Source organism: Bradyrhizobium nitroreducens, assembly GCF_002776695.1.
GTDB classification, from domain to species: domain Bacteria; phylum Pseudomonadota; class Alphaproteobacteria; order Rhizobiales; family Xanthobacteraceae; genus Bradyrhizobium; species Bradyrhizobium nitroreducens.
In genome coordinates, this window is the sequence record NZ_LFJC01000003.1 from 1510571 (window position 1) to 1530277 (window position 19707).

General features: G+C 63.8%; 21 protein-coding genes. 7 read left to right on the top strand and 14 right to left on the bottom strand.

From position 1 onward, the window contains the following. Nucleotides 1-5 precede the first annotated feature (5 nt). A complete protein-coding gene (locus TSA1_RS07610; protein ID WP_245448146.1) occupies nt 6-557 on the top strand; it encodes a hypothetical protein in 552 nt (183 codons plus the stop codon). Between the two features lie 2 nt (nt 558-559). Here the strand turns inward: TSA1_RS07610 and soxA are convergent, their stop codons facing one another. From soxA to TSA1_RS07645, 7 genes are all read right to left on the bottom strand, one after another. Further along, on the bottom strand, nt 560-1339 hold the full coding sequence (gene soxA / locus TSA1_RS07615) for a sulfur oxidation c-type cytochrome SoxA (protein ID WP_174718802.1): 780 nt from the start codon (nt 1337-1339) through the stop codon (nt 560-562). After that, on the bottom strand, nt 1336-1653 hold the full coding sequence (gene soxZ, locus TSA1_RS07620; RefSeq protein WP_100175813.1) for a thiosulfate oxidation carrier complex protein SoxZ: 318 nt from the start codon (nt 1651-1653) through the stop codon (nt 1336-1338). Before soxZ ends, soxA begins: the two co-directional genes overlap by 4 nt. Next, nucleotides 1653-2120, bottom strand: a complete 468-nt coding sequence (locus TSA1_RS07625; RefSeq protein ID WP_100175814.1) for a SoxY-related AACIE arm protein — start codon at nt 2118-2120, stop codon at nt 1653-1655. Before TSA1_RS07625 ends, soxZ begins: the two co-directional genes overlap by 1 nt. Nucleotides 2121-2124: 4 nt before the next feature. Beyond that, nucleotides 2125-2541, bottom strand: coding sequence for a sulfur oxidation c-type cytochrome SoxX (gene soxX / locus TSA1_RS07630; RefSeq protein ID WP_245448148.1), 417 nt, complete (start codon nt 2539-2541; stop codon nt 2125-2127). A 220-nt stretch (nt 2542-2761) separates the two neighbouring features. After that, nucleotides 2762-4033, bottom strand: coding sequence for an NAD(P)/FAD-dependent oxidoreductase (locus TSA1_RS07635; RefSeq protein ID WP_100175815.1), 1272 nt, complete (start codon nt 4031-4033; stop codon nt 2762-2764). 55 nt (nt 4034-4088) lie between these two features. Beyond that, on the bottom strand, nt 4089-6275 hold the full coding sequence (locus tag TSA1_RS07640; protein ID WP_100175816.1) for a xanthine dehydrogenase family protein molybdopterin-binding subunit: 2187 nt from the start codon (nt 6273-6275) through the stop codon (nt 4089-4091). 12 nt (nt 6276-6287) lie between these two features. Continuing rightward, nucleotides 6288-6737: a (2Fe-2S)-binding protein gene (locus tag TSA1_RS07645; RefSeq protein ID WP_174718803.1), complete on the bottom strand. Its 450-nt coding sequence runs from the start codon at nt 6735-6737 to the stop codon at nt 6288-6290. A gap of 311 nt (nt 6738-7048) precedes the next feature. Here TSA1_RS07645 and TSA1_RS07650 point away from each other — a divergent pair, with 311 nt between their 5' ends. Beyond that, nucleotides 7049-8668 carry a B12-binding domain-containing radical SAM protein gene (locus TSA1_RS07650; protein WP_100175818.1) on the top strand — a complete coding sequence of 540 codons (1620 nt, stop codon included), beginning with the start codon at nt 7049-7051 and terminating at the stop codon, nt 8666-8668. A 5-nt stretch (nt 8669-8673) separates the two neighbouring features. Here TSA1_RS07650 and TSA1_RS07655 read toward each other — a convergent pair whose 3' ends face one another. After that, a complete protein-coding gene (locus tag TSA1_RS07655) occupies nt 8674-10062 on the bottom strand; it encodes an MFS transporter (RefSeq protein ID WP_100175819.1) in 1389 nt (462 codons plus the stop codon). A gap of 172 nt (nt 10063-10234) precedes the next feature. Here TSA1_RS07655 and TSA1_RS07660 point away from each other — a divergent pair, with 172 nt between their 5' ends. Then, entirely contained in the window at nt 10235-11296 is a 1062-nt protein-coding gene (locus TSA1_RS07660) for an isocitrate/isopropylmalate dehydrogenase family protein (RefSeq protein WP_174718804.1), read from the top strand. Nucleotides 11297-11793: 497 nt separating this feature from the next. On the opposite strand, the gene TSA1_RS07665 is transcribed toward TSA1_RS07660, so the two are convergent. Then, the gene (locus TSA1_RS07665; protein WP_100175821.1) at nt 11794-13533 is read right to left on the bottom strand and encodes a SulP family inorganic anion transporter; all 1740 of its coding nucleotides are present in this window, start codon (nt 13531-13533) and stop codon (nt 11794-11796) included. A 376-nt stretch (nt 13534-13909) separates the two neighbouring features. Here TSA1_RS07665 and TSA1_RS39275 point away from each other — a divergent pair, with 376 nt between their 5' ends. Continuing rightward, nucleotides 13910-14068, top strand: a complete 159-nt coding sequence (locus tag TSA1_RS39275) for a hypothetical protein (protein WP_161497193.1) — start codon at nt 13910-13912, stop codon at nt 14066-14068. 49 nt (nt 14069-14117) lie between these two features. Here TSA1_RS39275 and TSA1_RS07670 read toward each other — a convergent pair whose 3' ends face one another. From TSA1_RS07670 to TSA1_RS39580, 3 genes are all read right to left on the bottom strand, one after another. Continuing rightward, nucleotides 14118-14393 (bottom strand): hypothetical protein, encoded by a 276-nt coding sequence (locus TSA1_RS07670; RefSeq protein ID WP_100175822.1) that lies wholly within the window; start codon nt 14391-14393, stop codon nt 14118-14120. 14 nt (nt 14394-14407) lie between these two features. Continuing rightward, nucleotides 14408-14839, bottom strand: a complete 432-nt coding sequence (locus TSA1_RS07675) for a pyridoxamine 5'-phosphate oxidase family protein (protein ID WP_100175823.1) — start codon at nt 14837-14839, stop codon at nt 14408-14410. 118 nt (nt 14840-14957) lie between these two features. Beyond that, the gene (locus TSA1_RS39580) at nt 14958-15134 is read right to left on the bottom strand and encodes a hypothetical protein (protein WP_018322718.1); all 177 of its coding nucleotides are present in this window, start codon (nt 15132-15134) and stop codon (nt 14958-14960) included. A 338-nt stretch (nt 15135-15472) separates the two neighbouring features. Between TSA1_RS39580 and TSA1_RS07680 the strand changes: the two genes are divergently transcribed. Next, nucleotides 15473-15826 (top strand): UBP-type zinc finger domain-containing protein, encoded by a 354-nt coding sequence (locus tag TSA1_RS07680; protein WP_100175824.1) that lies wholly within the window; start codon nt 15473-15475, stop codon nt 15824-15826. A gap of 113 nt (nt 15827-15939) precedes the next feature. Here TSA1_RS07680 and TSA1_RS07685 read toward each other — a convergent pair whose 3' ends face one another. Together TSA1_RS07685 and TSA1_RS07690 are read right to left on the bottom strand one after the other, a co-directional pair. Continuing rightward, nucleotides 15940-16632, bottom strand: coding sequence for a hypothetical protein (locus TSA1_RS07685; protein ID WP_100175825.1), 693 nt, complete (start codon nt 16630-16632; stop codon nt 15940-15942). A gap of 66 nt (nt 16633-16698) precedes the next feature. Next, nucleotides 16699-17442 carry an SDR family NAD(P)-dependent oxidoreductase gene (locus TSA1_RS07690; protein WP_100175826.1) on the bottom strand — a complete coding sequence of 248 codons (744 nt, stop codon included), beginning with the start codon at nt 17440-17442 and terminating at the stop codon, nt 16699-16701. Nucleotides 17443-17586: 144 nt separating this feature from the next. Here TSA1_RS07690 and TSA1_RS07695 point away from each other — a divergent pair, with 144 nt between their 5' ends. Then, nucleotides 17587-18357, top strand: coding sequence for a methyltransferase domain-containing protein (locus TSA1_RS07695; RefSeq protein WP_100175827.1), 771 nt, complete (start codon nt 17587-17589; stop codon nt 18355-18357). Between the two features lie 200 nt (nt 18358-18557). Beyond that, complete coding sequence (locus tag TSA1_RS07700; protein ID WP_100175828.1) at nt 18558-19559, top strand: DctP family TRAP transporter solute-binding subunit; 1002 nt, start codon at nt 18558-18560, stop codon at nt 19557-19559. Nucleotides 19560-19707: the final 148 nt, after the last annotated feature.

Consider the following 19707-nt stretch of genomic DNA (forward strand, 5'->3'; position numbering starts at 1 on the left):
AAAGCATGGTCGTATCCCCACGATTGGCCGCATGCCTGATCCTCATGGTTGCGTGCGCGCCCCTGCGAGCAGAGACGCAATCGTCTTCCGGCTTCGCCGATCGTTGGGCGGTTCAGCCGGCGGCAGGCTCCACAGGACAGGGCGGTCCGCAGGTCACCATCGAGCAGGCGCTCTATCTCATCCGCTCCTCGCTCATGAGCCTGAATGACGCGAATCGCTCCGGCAATTATTCGGTGTTGCGCGACCTTGCCGCACCCGAATTCCAGGCCCGGAACAGTGCCGCCGATCTCGCACTTGCGTTCTCCGACCTGCGCGCCCGCAGGTTCGACCTGTTTGGCGCAGCACTTCTCGCCCCGCGATTGTCGATGCCACCCAATGTGAATGCCCGCGGCATGCTGCGGCTCAGCGGCACCATTCCAACGAGGCCGTTGCAGATCGATTTCGATCTGGTGTTTCAAAATGTCGGCGGCAGTTGGAGGCTCCATGGACTGTCGGTCGCGACACCCGCCGCTGCGGCGCAAGCTGCTCCGCCGCAAGCAGAAGCCTCGAAGCACTAGTCTCAGGGCCGGACGGCCGGCGTCTCCATCGCCAGGCCCCGCGCCCGCGACATCAGATAGAGCTCGAGCGCGACCAGCTCGGGTGAGCCGTAATCATAGGCCTGGGCGCGGACGCCACTCATGCAGCTGCGCAGGCGCCGCTCCAGCGAACCCAGCGTCTGCCATTCCAGGCGGTAGAGCGGATAGCCGGTGGGCTGTCCTTGCGTGATCGGCGCGCCCGCGAGGCGTCTGTCGAAATTGTCGTCGTGGCAATTGGTGCAGGCGAGGTTGAGCTGGCCCTTCCGCTGCATGAAGAGGTCGCGGCCCTGATCCACGAAGGACTTTACCTGCGGATCGTCGCCGGCGGTGATCGCGACGCCGCGCGATTGATGGGCGACGAAAGCGGACAGCGCCAGCAGGTCGCGGCTCTCATAGGGCAGCGGCGCTGCCTGCTGATGATTGGCCCGGCAGAGATTGATGCGCTGGTCGAGCGTGACCGGGCGCCCCACCGCCTTGTCGAAGGCCGGGTAGCGTGCGGCGACGCCCTTCATGCTGTTGCGCGCATCGCCATGACAATCCGCGCAGGCTTTCTCCGCGCTGCCGGACTGCTTGCCCCACAGCTGCTCGCCGTCGAGCACGAACAGCATGCCGGGATTGGAGGTGTCGTCGTCCTGCATGGTGCGCGTCTCTGGCCCCATGAAGGAATAGCCTGACCGGCGCGCATCGGGCGGAATTTCGCCGGCGAGCAGGGCCGGGGCCGTGGCGAACAGTGCCGCCGCCGCTATCGCGCGCCAAATGGTCATTCGACGGTGATCGATGCCGATGCGGTGGACGAATAGCCGTTGTCGCCGATCCACTCGAACTCGAACTTGCCGCTCTCCTTGGCGATTGTGAAGAACGACAGGTAGGGATTGGCAGCGATCGCGGGAAAGAGATCGGCACGAAAGATCTCCGCGCCGTTGTAGCGGCAGGTGAAGCCCGTGATGATGTCGCGCGGCACCAGCTTGCCGTCGGCAGTGTGACGGAAGCCCGTTTCCATGATGTGCGAGGTCAGCGTCCGGATCTCGATGACATCGCCGCGTTTGGCCCTGGCGGGAACGTTGACGAGTGCGGCCATCAGTTCATCTCCTCGGTGCAGGCGGCCAATGTCACGACCACGTCCGCGGCGACCTGCCAGAACGTGTCGTCGGACAGGCGCGCGATCGCGATTACCTTCTGGGTGTCGGCAAGGCGGATCCGGGTCGAGATCTGGGCGCGGCCGGAGGCGGGGTTGAGATAGAAATTGCCGATGTTCGGTTGCGGGTTCTTCTCATTGAAGACGTGGATGCTCTTGACGTGGTCGTCAGCCGTCATCGGGCTTGCGACGGTTACCGTCATCGGCACGGTATTGCCGTTCTCGACCAGCGGCGGAATGTCGAGCTTCACCTTGCCCGTGCGGATCTGAGCTTCGCCGACGACGTTGCGGACCGCGGTGTTGAGCATCGCGGGCGTTGCTCGAAGTGGACGCAGGGTGACGATGGGGATCGCCCCGACGACTGTCACGCCTCCGGCAAGGTTCAAGAATTGTCGTCGCGTGGTTGGCATGAAGCTAGTCCCGAAGCGTTGCAAGAAAGGCCACGATGTCCTCGATCTCCGCAGCCGACAAGATCGGCTTGCCGGCGAAGTTGCGGCCCACCCGCACGAGGCCGTCGCTGCGATAATAGGACGGCATGATGGTCTGGGCGTTGAATCGCGACGCATCGACCAGTCGAAGCCGCAACTGGCTCGTCGTCCACCGGTTCCCGGCGCCGGTGAGGTCGGGTGCGAGGTCGCCCTGGAATCGCGTTTCCGGGAACGGGCCGGAATGGCAGAGGATGCAGGTCGTGGTGCGCGCCAGCACCAGCGCGCGGCCGCGCGCCACGTCCCCGGGCGAGCCCGTGAGTGATTGCGGGATGCCGTCGCCGACGATGTTGTAGGCGACGAGTTCGTCCGCCTTGGTGGGCGAGGCGAAGGCGAGGCTCACCACGATGAATGTTGCAATCGCAGCTGTCGAACGGGATGTGCGGCGGCGCCGCGGAGTCCTCTTATCTCTCCCGCCAGCGGGAGAGGTCGAGCCGAAGGCGAGGGTGAGGGCTCTTCCCTCTTGGGGGGGCTCGCGAGTGGAGACACCCTCTCCCCGACCCTTCCCCGAAGGCGGGGGAGGGGGCGCACTGTGGTCGTGGCAATAGGCTCGTCCCATCATCGCATCAGCCGAAAGTATCCGTCGTGATGGTCTGAAACCAGCGCTCCGCCTCCGCCGCCTCGCGGGCCCGCAACTCGCGCGGCGCATCGACCGGGCTCGTCGCGCCGCCCTCGACTTCGGCGAAGATGTCGCCCTTGGGCTGGTAATTGCCCGCGAGCGAGAAGCCGTAGTCGGGCGCGACGGTGTTGTAGCAGACGCCGGTCAGTCGCGGCGGCTCCGGCGTGCGGCCGGCGAGCAAAGCGACGATCGCGGCGGCGCAGGCCTTGCCTTGCGCGCTTGCGGCCGACGCCGATTTGGGAATCCCGCCGCCGAGGCAGGCATCGCCGATGACATGGACGTTCCTGACCCGTTTCGATTCGAAGCTCATGGGGTCGATCGGACACCAGCCGGTTGCGTCCGCAGCGCCCGCGATTTCGGCGATGCGGCCTGCGCGTTGCGGCGGGATGACGTTGGCGACATCGGGCGTGTAGTTGCCGAACTCGGTGACGATAGTCATGGTCGCCGGATCGACCGAGGTGACGCGGCCGCCTTGCGACAAGCCGATCCGCTCGATCATGTCGCCGTACAGCTCCTTCCATGCTTTCTCGAACAGCCGCTGCTGGGAGAAATTGTCCTTGGCGTCGAGGATCAGAACTTTCGAGCGCGGCTTCTTCGTCTTCAGGTAATGCGCAATCAGGCTGGCGCGCTCGTAAGGCGCCGGCGGGCAGCGCGAGGGATTGGCCGGGATTGCAATGACGACCGTGCCGCCATCGGCCATCGCCTCCAGCTGCCTGCGCAGCAGCAATGTCTGCGCGCCGGCCCTCCAGGCGTGCGGCATCTTCTCCGATGCGGCGTCGTCGTAGCCGGGCAGGGCTTCGCCATGGAAGTCGATGCCGGGCGAGAGCACGAGACGATCATAGGTCAACACTGTGCCATCGGTCGTCGTGACGCTTCGCTGCTGCGGCTCGATCTTCGCGGCCGCCTGGCCGATCACGGCGATGCCGTCGGCGGCGAGCTTGTCATAGCCGAAATGTTGCGTCTCCATCTCGCGCAGGCCAGCGATCACCTCGTTGCTGAACGGGCAGGAGGTGAAGATCTTGTTCGGCTCGATCAGCGTAACCTGCAGTTTCGCGTCGGCGCGCTTCAGCGCACGCGCGCAGGCCGCGCCGCCGAAGCCGCCGCCGATCACGACGATGCGGCCTGCCGATTGCGCACGCAGGATCGAAGGTGTGGCGAGCGATGTGGCCGCGGCGGTGATGCCGAGAACGGCAGTCCGCCGTGTCACCGGCACATTCATGAGTCCTGTCCGAAAAAGTGTGCCGCGGCGGCCGTCGTGGCCGCCGCGGCGTTTCTCAGGCGAAGGTGATGTTCTGGTCGCGCAGCGGCACCGAGCGGATGCGTTTGCCGGTCGCGGCGAAATACGCATTGAGCACCGCCGGCGCCGCGACGCCGATGGTGGGCTCGCCGACACCGCCCCAGAACCCGCCGCTCGGCACCATCACCGATTCCACCTTCGGCATCTCGCCGATGCGCATCGAATTGTAGGTGTCGAAGTTGGTTTGCTCGATCTTGCCGTCCTTGACGGTGCAGCCGCCATAGAATAGCGCGGAGAGGCCGTAGACGAAGGAGCCGGCGATCTGCCGCTCCACCTGCGCCGGATTGACGACGTAGCCGGGATCGGTGGAGGCGACGATGCGATGCACCTTGATCTTGCTGCCGTCGGTCACCGAGATCTCGGCGGCGCCGGCAACGTAGCTGCCATAGCCCATGACCTGGGCGATGCCGCGATAGACGCCCTGCGGCGCCGGCTGGTCCCAGCCGATCTTCTCGGCGACCGCATTGAGCACAGCCAGATGCTTGGGATGGTTGCCCATCAGCTTGCGGCGGAATTCGAGCGGGTCCTGGCCTGCGGCCTGGGCCAGCTCGTCCATGAAGCATTCCATGTAGATCGCGTTGTGATTGACGTTGACGCCGCGCCAGAATCCCGGCGGAACGTGCGGGTTGCGCATTGCATGCTCGATCAACAGGTTCGGCACCGAATAGCCGAACGCGGCCTCGCCGGACTGGGCGACGCCCTGGAAGGCCGCCGGGTCCATGCCGTTCTGCAGCGCTTCGGGGCGCAGCGAGAACAGGATCGACTGCCCGGACAGGCGGTAGTGCAGCGCGACCAGATTGTTGTTGGCATCGAATGCGCCGGTCATCTTGCACTGGGTGATCGGGTGATACCGGCCGTGCGCCATGTCCTCTTCACGCGACCACAACAGCTTGATCGGCGTGCCCGGCATCTGCTTGGCGATCATCACGGCCTGGCGGACATAGTCGGTCTGGCCGCGCCGGCCGAAGCCCCCACCTAACATCACCTTTTGGACGTCGCACTTGTCGGCCGGCAGGCCTGAGGCCTCCAGCACCGCGGCGAACGCCGCTTCGCCATTCTGCGTGCCGCACCAGACCTCGCATTTGTCCGCGGTGTAGAGCGCGGTGGCGTTCATCGGCTCCATCGTGGCGTGGTTCTGGTAGGGATAGGAGTAGACGGCTTCGACCTTCTTCGCCGCACTCGCTATCGCCGCCTTGGCGTCGCCGTTCTTGTTGCCGACATAGGCCGGCTGGTCGTTGTCGAGGCCTTCGGCCAACCACTTCGCAATCGATGCGCTGGAGACCTTTGCGTTGTCGCCCTCGTCCCAGACGATCGGCAATGCGTCCAGAGCAGTCTTGGCGTGCCACCAGGTGTCGGCAACGACCGCGACCGCGGTATCGCCGACCTTGACGACCTTCTTGACGCCTTTCATGCCGGCGATCTTGGCTTCGTCAAAGCTCTTCAGCTTGCCGCCGAACACCGGGCAATCCTTGATCGCGGCATTCAGCATGCCCGGCAGCTTGACGTCGACGCCGTAGATCATGGCGCCGTTGGTCTTGTCGACGGTGTCAAGGCGCTTCACGCCCTTGCCGATCAGCTTCCAGTCCTTCGGGTCCTTCAGCTTGACGTCCGCCGGCGGCGTCAGCTTTGCCGCGGCTTCCGCGACCTTGCCGTAGGTCGTGGTCCGGCCCGAGGGCTTATGGGTGATGACGCTGTTCTCGGCCGCGCATTCGGAGGCCGGCACCTTCCATGTGTCGGCGGCGGCCTGGATCAGCATCACGCGCGCGGTTGCGCCGCCCTTGCGGACGTAGTCCTGCGAGGAGCGGATGCCGCGGCTGCCGCCGGTGGAGAAATCGCCCCAGACACGCTTGCGGGCGACGCTCTGGCCGGGTGTCGGATATTCGGTCGTGACCTTGGTCCAGTCGCATTCGAGCTCCTCGGCGACGAGCTGGGCAAGGCCCGTCAGCGAGCCCTGGCCCATCTCGGAGCGGGCGATGCGGATCACCACGGTGTCGTCGGGCCTGATCACGACCCATGCGCCGATCTCGGGCGATCCGTCGGCGGCGCGGACCAATGCGGGGCCGCCGAAGGGGAGGTCGAGGCCGATGGCAAGGCCGGCGCCCAGCGTGGCGCTGCCGATGACGAAGGCGCGGCGGTTCATCTTGGGAGAAACATGCTTGTTCATGGGGCGGCTCCCTTAAGCGCTTGCGATCGTGTGGATCGCTTCGCGCACCTGCTGGAAGGTGCCGCAGCGGCAGATGTTGGTGATGGCTTCGTCGATGTCGGCGTCGGTCGGTTTCGGCTTCTCGCTCAGCAGCGCCGCCACCGCCATGATCATGCCGCTCTGGCAATAGCCGCATTGCGGTACGTCCTGGGCGATCCAGGCCTCCTGCACCTTGTGCAGCGTGTCGCCCGAGGAAAGTCCCTCGATCGTGGTGATCTTCTTGCCCTCGGCTTCGCTGACCGAGACGCCGCAGGAGCGGGTCGCGACGCCTTCGATGTGGACGGTGCAGGCGCCGCATTGTGCAATGCCGCAACCGTATTTGGTGCCGGTCAGGCCGGCATTCTCGCGGATCGCCCAGAGCAGCGGCGTATCCGGCTCGACGTCGAGCGTGAAGGTTTTTCCGTTGATTGTTAGGTTTGCCATCGCAGTCCCCTGATTGGCCCAATCCACCGATTGAACTCCGGGGCGCAATGTGTCCGGCAAATTGGAACTGTTCAAATCAACAGTGCGAGGGGTGGCTGCCGGAAAATTTCACGGCATGGGAAGATAACGGGCCGAGCGGTGTCACGGCCGAGACGTGCCCGGCGCAGACAAGGGTCCTCTCTCGCCGCCAGGATGCGGTCTGGGACGACGCCCCGATTGTTCCGGGCGCATCGATCGGGAGGTTTGCCACCATTGTCGGGATGCAACGCGGCGATGCTTTGCTACACTGGGGCGACGCCTCGAGGAGTTCCATGATGGTGCCGAGCCCCTGCAACGTGCTGATGCTCTATCCGCTGTTCACGGCGGAATCGTTCTGGAGCTTCGGCGAATCCTGCAAGCTGATGGGCGTTCGGCGGCCTGCGGCTCCGCTCGGCCTGATCACGGTCGCTGCGATGCTGCCTTCGAGCTGGATCGTCCGGCTGATCGACTGCAATACGCAGGCCTTCGGTGACGACGATCTCGCCTGGTCCGACGTCGTCTTCACCGGCGGCATGTTGCCGCAGCAAGCCGACACGCTGCGCCTGATCGACACGTGCCGCGCGGCGGGCAAGCCGGTCGTCGTCGGCGGTCCCGATCCGACCTCGAGCCCGCATATCTACGAGAAGGCCGACTTCCAGGTGCTCGGCGAGGCCGAGAGTGTGATCGACGACTTCATCGCGGCCTGGGAGGGCGGAAAGCGGTCCGGCGTCTTCACCGCGCCGAAGTTCCAGGCCGACGTCACCAGGACGCCGGTGCCGCGTTTCGACCTCTTGAAGTTCGAGGACTATCTCTATCTCGGTGTGCAATATTCGCGCGGCTGTCCGTTCACCTGCGAGTTCTGCGACATCATCGAGCTCTACGGCCGCGTGCCCAGGACCAAGACGGCCGAGCAGATGTTCGTCGAGCTCGAGACGCTCTACAAGATGGGCTATCGCGGCCATCTCGATTTCGTCGACGACAATTTCATCGGCAACAAGAAGTCGCTGCGCCAGTTCCTGCCCCAGCTCGCCGAGTGGCAGCGCGCCCACAATTATCCCTTCGAATTGTCGACCGAAGCGTCGGTCAATCTCGCCGACGATCCCGAGCTATTGGAGATGATGGGGGCCGCCAATTTCTTCGGCATCTTCGTCGGCATCGAAAGCCCGGATCCTGCGACGCTGGTCGCGATGCGGAAGAAGCAGAACACGCGGCGCAACATCGCCGAGAGCATCCACAAGATCTATGCGGCCGGCATGCTGGTCACTGCCGGCTTCATTGTCGGCTTCGACAATGAGAAGGTCTCGATGGCGGACGCCATGGTCGATTTCATCGAGGAAGCCGCCATCCCGGTCGCGATGGTCGGGCTGCTCTATGCGTTGCCGAACACGCAGCTGACGCGGCGGCTGGAGAAGGAGGGACGGCTGCATGCCGACCATGATCTGGCATCGACGAAGGGGGGCGACCAGTGCACCAGCGGCATCAATTTCGATCCGGTGCGGCCGTTGCGGGATATCTTGATGGACTACAGGACCGTGCTGGAGCGCATTTATAGCCCGGCCGCTTATGCGGGACGCGTGGACAAGCTGATGACGCTGCTCGACCGTTCGCGGCAGCGTCACGAGCTTGCGGAGGGCGACATCCGGTCGCGGGTCGGAGCGATGGAGACCGTGCATCGCGTGATCACCGCGATCCCCGAGGCACGCGGACCGCTGTGGCAGACTTTCATGAACTGCGCCAAGCGCGATACCTCGTCGGCGCGCATCGCGGTGCAGATGATCGCGGCCTATGCGCATCTCGGGCCGTTCTCGCGCAAGGTCATCGACGCCATCGACGCGCGCCTCGCCGAGCTCGATGACGCGCCGACCATGCTCGCTGCGAGCATCGACGTCACGGCGGCCAGACATCTGGCCTGAGGGGGTTACTTCACCGCCAGCCGCAGGAAGCTCATCACGCTGCCGAGCGCGGCAAAGCCGGCGCCGAGGGCCAGTGCCAGCGTCGCACCCTCGTGACCGGCGAGTGCAAAGCAGGCTGCGGCGAGCGCCGCTCCGGTCGTCTGCCCGGTCAGGCGCGCGGTGGCGACGATGCCGGAGGCGCTGCCGCTGCGATGCGGCGGTGCGCTCGACATCACCGCCTTCATGTTCGGCGCCTGGAAGAAGCCGAAGCCCATGCCGCAGATCACCATTCGCCAGATGATATCAGGAATGGCCGGATTGGACGGCAGCATCGCGAGCAGCGCCATGCCGAGGCCGAGCAGCACGAGACCGATGCCGCCGAGCAGGCCGACCGCGTGGCGGTCGGAGAGGCGGCCGGCGATCGGCGCCATGATGCCGACCACCAGCGGCCAAGGCGTCATGAAGAAGCCGGTCTCGACCTGCGAGCGCCCCAGCACGTCCTCGAAATAGAATGGCAGCGAGACGAAGGCGAGGCCCTGCACGGCGAAGGAGCAGACGGCCGTCGCCGCCGACAGCGCGAACATCGGCCGCGCGAACAGGTCGATCGGCAGCATCGGCGCGGGATGATCGGCGTGCCGACGGGTCAGGACGAAGCCGAGCGCGAGCGCCGCGATCAGCTCGATGCCGACGACAATTGGCGACAGATTGTGCGCGGCGCTGCCGATGCCGGTGATGAACAGGCCGAGGCAGGCCGACGCCAGGAGCGCGCCGAGAAAATCGAAACCGTGATCGGCCCGCGGCGTCTTCGGCAGCATCGCAAAGCCGATGCCGGTGGCGACGAGGCCGAACGGAATGTTGACGGCGAACAGCCACGGCCACGGGCCGAGCGCGAGAATGGCGGAGGCGACCGAAGGTCCGAACGTGAACGCGGTCGCGACCACCAGCGCGTTGTGGCCGAAGCCGCGGCCGAGCATCCTGCCGGGATAGACGAAGCGCACCAGCGCGGTGTTGACGCTCATGATGCCGCTGGCGCCGAGGCCCTGCAGCGTGCGCGCGACGAGGAGGCTGTCCAGCGACCACGCGACCGCGCAGAGCAGCGATGCGATGGTGAACAGGATCAGGCCGCCGAGATAGATGCGCTGGTGCCCGACGATCTCGCCGAGCGCTCCGAGCGGCAGCAGCGTCGCCACCAGCGCGATCTGGTAGACGTTGACGACCCACACCGACTGCTCCGGCGAGACATGCAGATCGGCGGCAATGGCGGGCAGCGCGATGTTGGCGATCGCGGTGTCGAGCGAGGCCATCGCCAGCGCGGTGAAGATCGCCGCGATCGCCCAGCGGCGCTGGGCCGCCGGAAGTCCATCGGCGACAGGATGGTCGGGCTCGCGTGCGGCGGAGGGTAACGTGATTGTCATTGCGTGGACGCGTGGCTCCGGCGGCGCGGCTCAAAAGGGACATTCGGCATGTACTACGGTGGGACCGCCTTCCACAGGCGCATGCTTGCATGCTGTGTATGCGCGAAGGTAAGGCGATGTGGCCGCGTGCCGGCATATGATCGCGGCACGACGGCAAATTCAGGGGATCGCCATGCAAATCGTCGTTCTGCCGGGTGACGGCATCGGACCCGAGATCACGACCGCGACCACGGGCGTGCTGCGCGCGGCCTCCGAGCGCTTCCAGCTCAATCTGCGGCTGGAGGAGCATGCGGTCGGGCATGCCAGCCTGAAGCTGTCAGGCACCACCGTACGGCCCGATCTGCTCGATATCGTCCGTGCCGCCGACGGCCTGATCCTGGGGCCGACCGCGACCTTCGACTTCAAGGACGAGGCACATGGCGAGATCAACCCCTCGCGCCACTTCCGCAAGAACCTCGACCTCTACGCCAATGTCCGGCCCGCGCGCACCTATGCGGGGAAGCCCGGCCGCATCAGTGACTTCGACCTCGTCGTGGTGCGCGAGAACACCGAGGGCTTCTACGCCGACCGCAACCTCGAGCAGGGCAATGGCGAAATGCTGGTCACGCCCGATGTCGTGATCTCGCTGCGACGGATCACGCGGCTGTGCTGCGAGCGCATCGCGCACGCTGCCTGCCGGCTGGCGATGAAGCGGCGCAGGCACCTCACCATCGTGCACAAGGCCAATGTCCTCAAGCTCGGCGACGGCATGTTCCTCGACATCTGCCGCGCGGCGGCGAGGGATTATCCCGGCCTCGCGGTCGACGACATCCTCGTTGATGCCATGATGGCGCATGTGGTGCGCAACCCCGACCGGTTCGACGTCATCGTCGCCACCAACATGTTCGGCGACATCCTGTCCGATCTCACCGCGGAGCTGTCAGGCAGCCTCGGCCTCGGCGGCTCGCTCAATGTCGGCGACCGCTACGCGATGGCGCAGGCCGCGCACGGCTCGGCGCCTGACATCGCAGGGCAGGACGTCGCCAATCCGGTGTCGCTGATCCTGTCGACTGCGCTGCTGCTCGCCTGGCACGGAGAGAAGACCGGCGCTGTCCGCTACGAGGAGGCGGCGCGTGCGATCGAGGCGGCGGTGGCGAAGGCGCTTCGCGAGGGCAGGGCGACGCGCGACGTCGGCGGCAGGCTCGGCACGATCGCGGCGGGGGCGGCGATTGCCGAGACCCTGCAGGCGGGGTGAGGACCTCTCGCAATTTTTTCCGGGGCTCGAACCAAAAAGTCGCAAAACAACCCCATGCACAGTAGAATGCCCTTGATCGATAAGGGGTTTTCCGACCGTGTTGCGGCGACATTCGCGGCGGCGATGACGTTGACCCGTCGGGCAAAACACCAAGGCGCTGGTCGTGAGCGGGGGCTGAGCGCTAGCACGCTGTCGTCACCCGCGATGTCCTCGCCGCATGGCGGCACGCATCTCCCAGCCTCTCATTGAGCCAGATCCGTAGCGCGTCAGCGGACCTTCCCGTGATCGCATCGATGAAGGGAGCCGACATGCAGACTCTGTTCAGGGAAATCCGCGAGAACCCTTTGCTCTGGATGCTGGTGAAGGCTTCAATGAGGTGCGCTGATGGTCTTCATCTACGCGGTGTTCGCACTGACGCTGTATGTGCTCCGCTGGCGGGCCAGGGATGAGGTTCGCACCTGAGACGAACCAGGGTCGCACATTGCCTTGGCCCGAAGTCACGGTTCGACGCTGCGGCCCACCTTGACCTGGTCCTCCCAGTCCTCCCACGCCACGTTGTTGATTTCGAGATAGCTGGCAACGGCCGAGCCAATGGTTGGAAAGAACTGGGATTCGCCGACCTGCGCATACAAACCAAAACGCTTTAGCTTGTCCTTCACCGGATCCTTGAGCTCGGCAAAGCAAAGTTCGATGCCCCTGGCGTGGAGCGCTTCGTCCAGTTCGGCAACGGTGTCGCAGGCGGTGACGTCCACGCTCGTGACCGGTTCGGCGGCGACGACCAGCCAGCGCACAGGTGTTGGCGATGTCTCGATCGCGGCCAGAATGCGCTCCTTGAAAAACTCGGCATTGGCGAAGAACAGCGGCGCATCCCAGCGGAACAGCACGAGCCCGGGGATCAGGCGGGCATCGGGATATCTCGTGATGTCGTGATAGCCCTTGACGCCTTGCGCCCGCCCCAGAATCGCAGAGTGCGGACGCCAGCCGTCCCACAGGAACTCTGCGATGGCGACCGCGATGGCAAGGCCGATTCCCGGAATTGCCCCGAGCACGGCCACGCCCACGAAGCACAGCACCGTCAGCCAGAACTCCCAGCGCTGGATCCGGTAGATCCGTTTGAGGTCGCCAATCTCGATCAAGCCGATTGAGGCTGCGATCACCACCGCGGCCAAGGCAGAGCTTGGCAGGTGCTGCAAGAGATTTGGCGCAGCCATCAGAAGGAACGCGATGGCAAGCGCACCTACCACGCATGTGAGCTGGGTGCGGGCACCGGCCGCCTCGGCAACTGGCGTGCGCGAGGAACTGCTGCTGATCGGGAAGCCTTGAAAGAAGCCGGTCGCCAGGTTGGCGGCGCCGAGACCCACCATCTCCTGGTTCGGATCGACCTTGTCGCCCAGACGAGCAGCATAGGTTCGCGACAACACGCTGGTATCGGCGAAAGAGACCAGAGCGACGGCGCACCCGCCGGCCAGCACGGGGATCAGGTCGCTATAGTCGATCGAGGGTATGGAGAAGGCCGGCAGGCCTTGTGGAAGCGGCCCCAAAACTTTCACACCATAACCCGTTCCGAGGTCGAGGAGCGAGACGACAAGGGTCGCCCCGACGACGGCAATCAGGATTCCCGGCAGTCGCTTGCTGTCCTTGAGCAGCAGGATCACGATCAGCGTGCCAAGTCCGACTGCGAAGGCGGCCCAATTGATCCTGCCAGTGCTGATCCCGACGGCGATTGCCCACAGGTCTCCCAGCGGGCCCTCACTCTGCATCGAGAAGCCGAGCAGCTTCGGCAACTGGCTGATCAAAACGGTCAGTGCGATCCCGTTCATATAGCCGTAGCGTATCGGCTTGGACAGAAGCTCGGTCACAAACCCCAATCGCGCGATGCCGGCGACAATGAGCACAGCTCCTGAAACGAGCGCCATCATCGCGGCGAGCATTGCGGCGCGTACCGGATCGCCGCCGGACAGGGGCGCAATAACACCGAGGATGACCGCAGCCAGCGCCGAGTCGGGCCCGAGCACTATGATGCGGCTCGGACCGAACATCGCGTAGGCCAGAAGAGGGACGATCGTTGCGTAAAGGCCGTGGATGCCCGGCAGACCAGACGCCGCGGAATAGGCAATTCCGACCGGGACGAGCATGGTCGCCAGCACGAGACCTGCGAATACATCGCGCCGAAGCCAATCAGCTTCGTAGTGGCGAAGCGTGTCGATCCCGGGCACCCAACGCGTCCAACCGCTCACTGCGCTCACTCCCAAAGCCTATCGCCATGTGGATTGTGGCGGCGGGGGCGAGAAAACCTATCTGATCTGCCTTGGCAAGGTCCTTGGCAAGGTCCTTGGCAATGTCATCGCAAGGGCTCGATTGGCACGCGCCGGCAGGGCGCAAGGATCCCGCAATGCCTCGACCGCTCCCTTGACGCAAATCAACATTGTCGACGCCTCGACACCTTCGCGACGCGACACGGGACGTTCGAAGTATTGCCACATCATTTGAGGCTGCGATCAAGTTGACCCGTCGGGCAGAACACTGGGGGGGGCCGACGATGTGTGCTCGCACATCGTTCGTAGAGGCGGGGCGCGTGGCACCTCGCGAGCGCCGGCTCGCGATGTCGGGACGATGACCGGCCTTGTGGCAGGAGGCTCCGGCGAAGACGCGAACGGTCGTTTTGGCAGGAGCGGCGGCGCTGTGCTGACCATCAATCTGAAGGCGGTCAAGGCGCTCGGCCTCGTGATCCCCGAGAATTTTCCCGTCGGCGCCGATCACGCGATGGACTGACGCGCCGTTCGCGTTCGAGCATGACGCTCCTCGATGTCTTTTCCAGGCTTCACGGCATGAGCGTCATGAATACATAAGTCACCACGGCGGCGCCGATGCAGCGCCGCCAGGGATTCACGCCGCGGAAGATCTCGTCCGCGCCCCAGATGATGAGGCCGCCTTTCATGACGATGGTCAAGCCGACGCTGGCTTTGTCTGCGGAAGGCCAGATCCAGAGCAGAACGCCCGCAACGATCACGATCCAAAGGAGAAGATTGGGCCATTGCGCGATGGTGATGGCGCCCGTTGCGCGATTGCGGAAGAACCACTGAAGGAATTGCCGCATTGTGATCGTACCGATCAGAGCGCAATCTCGCCCTCTTCACGGCCTTTCCAGTACGTGACGCGGTTGGCTTTCACCTTGATCAGGACGATGCCAGGCGTGTCGATGCCGTTGTCGAACCACTTGTCGAGGTCGCTGGTCCAATGCTGTCGGAGGACGGCCTTGTCCCGGATCAGCTCGGCGGTCCCCTCGACGGCGACATAGATCCCTTTCGAGAAGAGACCCGCTTCTGACGAAAATCCGAGCGCGACTTTCGGATTTCGCTGGATGTCCGATACGGTACGGGTCTGCTCATAGGCAAAGTAATATGACGTGCCATCATAGGCGACATCGCCGTTATTGCTCATCGGACGATTGGCGATCTCGCCGTTGTCGGTGTGGGTCGAGAGAATGGCGATGTCGATGCCGGCCATGTCCTTTGCGATCTCGGCCAGCGGTTTCTTGGACATGAACTTTCCTCAGTCAGGGTTACACAACGGCGGCTTCAGGGTAACGCCCCGTGCGCTCTTTGCTTCCAAAAATAAAACCGCCCCCGACACAGCCGGAGGCGGTTTGAATCAGATCGGATTAGTGGCCGGTGCCCGGCTTCGTGGTCTTTGGGGGCTTGCCGTCTTCCATGCGGCCCTCGTTGCGAAGATCGCGTCCCTCCTGAGCCTTGCGCTGGCTCTCGGGATCCTTGCCGTGCTCGTTCATCTCTTCCTTGATGTAGCCGGCGCCTTCCTTGATCTTGCCTTCAACGCTCATGATGTTCTCCTTCTATATGGGAGACAACGCGTTGGCCGACCGACCGTTCCGGCATCGAACCGACGCCAATTTGCGCGGAACCTACCGGCTCGCGAATGCTGATGATCCGGGCGTTTCCACCATTCGGGCACCCCTTAAAACTGATGTCGCCGCAAGCCGCCATCGCACAGTAGAATGTCCGTTGATCGATCACGTGATTTTCGCGCGGTGCCGGCAGAGGGCTCCGGGCGACCGTGACGTTGACCCGTCGGACAAAACATTGGCAAGATGCGATCATGGCCGAGATCGCGGCGTGAATGTATCGGCGGTGCCCGCCGGTGCTTCCAGTGGATTGACCTATGACGTCTGAGAGCGATGGCATCAACCTCGCAGCTAAACCGAGCGGAACGGGTTGCGCGGACTGTTCAGCGGCAGGCGGGTGGTGGTTTCATCTCCGCAGATGTGCCGAATGCGGCCACATCGGCTGCTGCGATGCGTCGCCCAACCAGCATGCGTCGAAACACAACGCGGCGACAGGTCACCCTGTTATCACGAGCTTCGAGCCGGGCGAGCGATGGTTCTACGACTATCGGACGGGAGAGGCTTTCATCGGCCCGAAGCTTCAGGGCCCTCAATCCCATCCGTCGGATCAGCCGGTGCCCGGGCCGGCTGGGGCCGTGCCTTCAGACTGGCAAACGTTGCTGCATGAATAGGGGGTAGGCTGTAGGATGGGTAGAGCACCTGCGAAACCCATCATCCTTCAAGTTGGATGTTCGTCGATCGGTTTCGCTGCGCCCGATCCATCCTGCTGACTAAGGCTCGCTGGTCATGTCGGCCCTCGGTCTCGGTCATTGTCGTTCTGGCTCGAAATTCTTGCCCGCTCCACTTGCGCGTGCCTCGTGCAATACCTGTGAACCTTGCGGAAGATCCGCAGGAACTCCGTCTCTCTATCGGCGGTGCTGCATTTTACCGAGGCGTAAGTAAAGCTCATAGCTATCGGCGCAAGCCCGCTACCAATGTCGCCCCAGTCGAATTTCATGCTTGTTATAATTGCGGCGCTCGAACTGCCAAGGATGACTCCGCCCAAGCCGGCCATGAACTTGATGTAGCTCCATTCAACTACATTGGTAACCTGAGAAATGAAAACCGGCGGTGAGGCCGACCCTGATATTCCGCTCAGGAGATACGCCATGATCTGAGGTCCTACGACGATGCCGAATAGCGTCGCGAGTAACTTCATCTCCCCGTCGAAGTCGGTCAGAGCGTGATAAACAGGCCGAAAAATCGAACGTGATGATCCGAGCATCTGTTCGACATTCTCGGCGAGCATGTGACGCTCTTGGGTTCCGCTGCCGTAGCCCAAGGCAAGGAAGATCAGGAAGCAGAAAGAGAAGATGTACCAGATGAGATAGATCTCACGCCCATGCTGCTTCCTCATTTCGAAGATTGCGTAGTAGAGCATGGCGAGAAAGATCGGAACGCCGATAAAAGGGAGATCTCGGAACGGATAATTTTCCATGATGCTCTTCTCCGATTGGATCGAGGCGATCGATCCGGGCAGCGCTCCTGTTGCTGCGAGAAGGCGTCAGAACTGATACCTCCGCAGCCCTCCATCCACCGGGATCACCGTCCCCGTGATGTACCGCGCCACCGGCGACGCCAGGAACACCGCAAGCGCGGCGAGATCCTCCGGTTCGCCCCAATAGCCGACCGGAATTTCCTCCTCCGCAAACCGTTCGCGATAATCCGGCGGATAGTTGCGGCGGATCTGTTCGCTCATGATGCGGCCGGGCGGGATGCAGTTGATGGTGATGCCGTGCTCGCCGATCTCGCGCGACAGGCCCTTGGCCCAGGCGTGCACGGCGGCCTTTGCCGCGAAGGCTGCGTTGAGGCCTTCCGGCTCGGACTTGCCGGTGATGTTGACGATGCGGCCCCATTTGCGCGCGATCATCTGGGGCAGCAGCGCGTGCGCGATGCGGCGGTAGCTGGTGAAGTTCAGTGCGATCGCCTCGTCCCATTTGCTGTCGGGCGCATCGACGGGCAGGGGGCGGCTGCCGCCGGCATTGTTGACGAGGATGTCGGCATGGCCGAGCTCCTTCACCGCGAAAGCGGCGATCTTCTCCGCGGCGTCCTTGGCCATCACGTCCTGCTCGAGCGGAATGATCAGTCCACCACCGACCTCCTTCACCAGCTCTGCGAGCAGGTCGGTCCGGCGTGCCACGCCGACGACGCGCACGCCTTCGGCGGCCAGGCCCTTGGCGATGGCGCGGCCGATACCGATGCTTGCGCCCGTCACGACAGCGGTTTTGGATTTGAGCCCGAGATCCATGGTCACACGCTCTCTTGTTTGCTTTTGCCTGTTGCCGTTCGTTTCCTGCCCGTCCCGCCGGCCTTGCGAATTGCCTGAGCGGGACGAGCAGTGGTAACGAAGAGCCACGGTGAAGGAAACACGAAAAAGAAAAGGGCAGAATCGATGGTCTGGGATCCGCAGCAATATCTGAAGTTCTCCGGCCACCGGCTCCGGCCCGCCGTCGACCTCCTGGTGCGGATTCCGGATTTTGGCCCGCGCGAGATTGCCGATCTCGGGGCAGGGGCCGGCAACGTCACCAAGCTGATCAAGGAGCGTTGGCCGGAGGCGAGCGTAACCGGCGTCGAGGGTTCGGCCGAGATGGTCGCCGCCGGCCGCAAGGCCGCGCCCGACGTGGAATGGTCGCATGAAGATCTCGGCCATTGGCGCCCCGCCAGGCAATACGACCTGATCTATTCCAATGCCGCACTGCACTGGTTGCCCAATCATGCGGCACTGTTTCCCTCGGTGATGGAGAAGGTGAAGCCTAGCGGCATGCTTGCGGTACAGATGCCGCGCAACTTCCTGGCGCCTTCGCACGTGCTGATCGGCGAGACCGCGCTCGGTGGTCCGTGGCGCTCCAAGGTCGAGCACCTCGTCACGCCGCCGCCGGTCGAGGGGCCGGCCTACTACCATGATCTTCTCGCGCCGATGTCGGCCAATATCGACATCTGGGAGACCGAATATCTGCAAGTTCTCGAAGGCGAGAACCCGGTCAAGGAATGGACCAAGGGGACCTGGCTGACGCGCTATCTCGACGTGCTCGAGGGCGACGAGAGAAGCGCGTTCGAAGCCGCCTATGGCGCGCGTGTGGCGAAGGCCTATCCCAAGAATGCGGCAGGGCAGACCCTGTTCCCGTTCCGCCGTCTGTTCATGGTCGCCCAGCGCAAGGATTGATGCGCTGCCGCAATGCGACATAAGCGCTCGTTCCCTGGGACGAGCGCGGGAGCGAGGTTGCATTAACTGCGCTCGTCAAGATAGCTTGGCTGCGGCAAATTGGGCTTAGGTCTAGTTGTTCGGCTTGCGGATTGCTGCCACTACTCAAACCGGAAAACAAAAAAGCACCCGGTTTGTCTGGGGTTGTTGGGGAGGTCTTCATGCGCAAACTGCTTCTTGCGGTCGCGGCGGCCGCGCTGATTCTCGCTCCTGCCGTTGCGCAGGCCCAGACGCCGATCGTCATCAAGTTCAGCCACGTCGTCGCCAACGACACCCCGAAAGGCAAAGGCGCGCTGAAGTTCAAGGAGCTTGCGGAGAAATACACCGACGGCAAGGTCAAGGTCGAAGTGTACCCGAACTCCACGCTCTACAAGGACAAGGAGGAGATCGAGGCGCTGCAGCTCGGCTCTGTGCAGATGCTCGCGCCCTCCACCGCGAAGTTCGCGCCGCTCGGCGTCAAGGAGTTCGAAGCGCTCGACCTGCCCTGGCTGTTCAAGGACGACCAGACCTATGCCAACGCGATGAAGGGCACGGTCGGCAAGTGGCTGTTCCAGAAGCTGGAGGCCAAAGGCATCATCGGGCTCGCCTATTGGGACAATGGCTTCCACATGCTCTCGGCCAACCGCCCCTTGCTGAAGCCGACCGATTTCCAGGGTCTCAAGTTCCGCATCTCCGGGTCGAAGATCGCCGACCAATATCTCCGCATCATGGGCTCGATCCCGCAGATCATGGCGTTCTCCGAAGTCTACCAGGCTCTGCAGACCGGCGTGGTCGACGGCTGCGAGAACACTGCGTCCAACTACCTGACGCAGAAGTTCTACGAGGTGCAGAAGGACATCACCGTATCCTATCACGCGCACCTGCAATATGCCGTCATCGTCAACTCGAAGTTCTGGTCGGGTCTGCCGCCTGATATCCGCACCCAGCTCGACAAGGCGATGGCCGAGGCGACCGACTACACCAACTCGATCGCGCGACAGGAGAACGAGGACGCGCTGGCCGAGATCAAGAAGACGGGCAAGACCACGCTTCATTACCTCACCGATGCCGATCGCAAGGCATGGCAGGAGGCGATGCAGCCGACTTACAAATGGGCGAAGGGCCGGGTCGGGCAGGAGGTGCTCGATCTCGTCGCCAAGGAACTCGACGTCAAGATGAACTGACGGCCGCGGCCCAACAAGAACAACAGCAACGGTCGGGGGTGATCGCACTCCCGGCCGTTTCGCTCTTGAAGGGACGAGCCAATGCTGGGGGGACCAAGTTGCTGCGTGTGCTGAATCGTTTTCTCGATCATCTCGAGGAATGGCTGAT

Excerpts from the sequence above, each read along its gene's own strand:
- soxA (WP_174718802.1), bottom strand. The coding sequence starts at position 1,339 with ATGACCATTTGGCGCGCGATAGCGGCGGCGGCACTGTTCGCCACGGCC.
- TSA1_RS07645 (WP_174718803.1), bottom strand. The coding sequence starts at position 6,737 with ATGGCAAACCTAACAATCAACGGAAAAACCTTCACGCTCGACGTCGAG.
- TSA1_RS07675 (WP_100175823.1), bottom strand. The coding sequence starts at position 14,839 with ATGTCCAAGAAACCGCTGGCCGAGATCGCAAAGGACATGGCCGGCATC.
- TSA1_RS07625 (WP_100175814.1), bottom strand. The coding sequence starts at position 2,120 with ATGCCAACCACGCGACGACAATTCTTGAACCTTGCCGGAGGCGTGACA.
- TSA1_RS07660 (WP_174718804.1), top strand. The coding sequence starts at position 10,235 with ATGCAAATCGTCGTTCTGCCGGGTGACGGCATCGGACCCGAGATCACG.
- TSA1_RS07685 (WP_100175825.1), bottom strand. The coding sequence starts at position 16,632 with ATGGAAAATTATCCGTTCCGAGATCTCCCTTTTATCGGCGTTCCGATC.
- TSA1_RS07690 (WP_100175826.1), bottom strand. The coding sequence starts at position 17,442 with ATGGATCTCGGGCTCAAATCCAAAACCGCTGTCGTGACGGGCGCAAGC.
- TSA1_RS07635 (WP_100175815.1), bottom strand. The coding sequence starts at position 4,033 with ATGAATGTGCCGGTGACACGGCGGACTGCCGTTCTCGGCATCACCGCC.
- TSA1_RS07650 (WP_100175818.1), top strand. The coding sequence starts at position 7,049 with ATGATGGTGCCGAGCCCCTGCAACGTGCTGATGCTCTATCCGCTGTTC.
- TSA1_RS07700 (WP_100175828.1), top strand. The coding sequence starts at position 18,558 with ATGCGCAAACTGCTTCTTGCGGTCGCGGCGGCCGCGCTGATTCTCGCT.
- TSA1_RS07680 (WP_100175824.1), top strand. The coding sequence starts at position 15,473 with ATGACGTCTGAGAGCGATGGCATCAACCTCGCAGCTAAACCGAGCGGA.
- TSA1_RS07670 (WP_100175822.1), bottom strand. The coding sequence starts at position 14,393 with ATGCGGCAATTCCTTCAGTGGTTCTTCCGCAATCGCGCAACGGGCGCC.
- soxZ (WP_100175813.1), bottom strand. The coding sequence starts at position 1,653 with ATGGCCGCACTCGTCAACGTTCCCGCCAGGGCCAAACGCGGCGATGTC.
- TSA1_RS07655 (WP_100175819.1), bottom strand. The coding sequence starts at position 10,062 with ATGACAATCACGTTACCCTCCGCCGCACGCGAGCCCGACCATCCTGTC.
- TSA1_RS39580 (WP_018322718.1), bottom strand. The coding sequence starts at position 15,134 with ATGAGCGTTGAAGGCAAGATCAAGGAAGGCGCCGGCTACATCAAGGAA.
- TSA1_RS07640 (WP_100175816.1), bottom strand. The coding sequence starts at position 6,275 with ATGAACAAGCATGTTTCTCCCAAGATGAACCGCCGCGCCTTCGTCATC.
- TSA1_RS07695 (WP_100175827.1), top strand. The coding sequence starts at position 17,587 with ATGGTCTGGGATCCGCAGCAATATCTGAAGTTCTCCGGCCACCGGCTC.
- TSA1_RS07610 (WP_245448146.1), top strand. The coding sequence starts at position 6 with ATGGTCGTATCCCCACGATTGGCCGCATGCCTGATCCTCATGGTTGCG.
- TSA1_RS39275 (WP_161497193.1), top strand. The coding sequence starts at position 13,910 with ATGACCGGCCTTGTGGCAGGAGGCTCCGGCGAAGACGCGAACGGTCGT.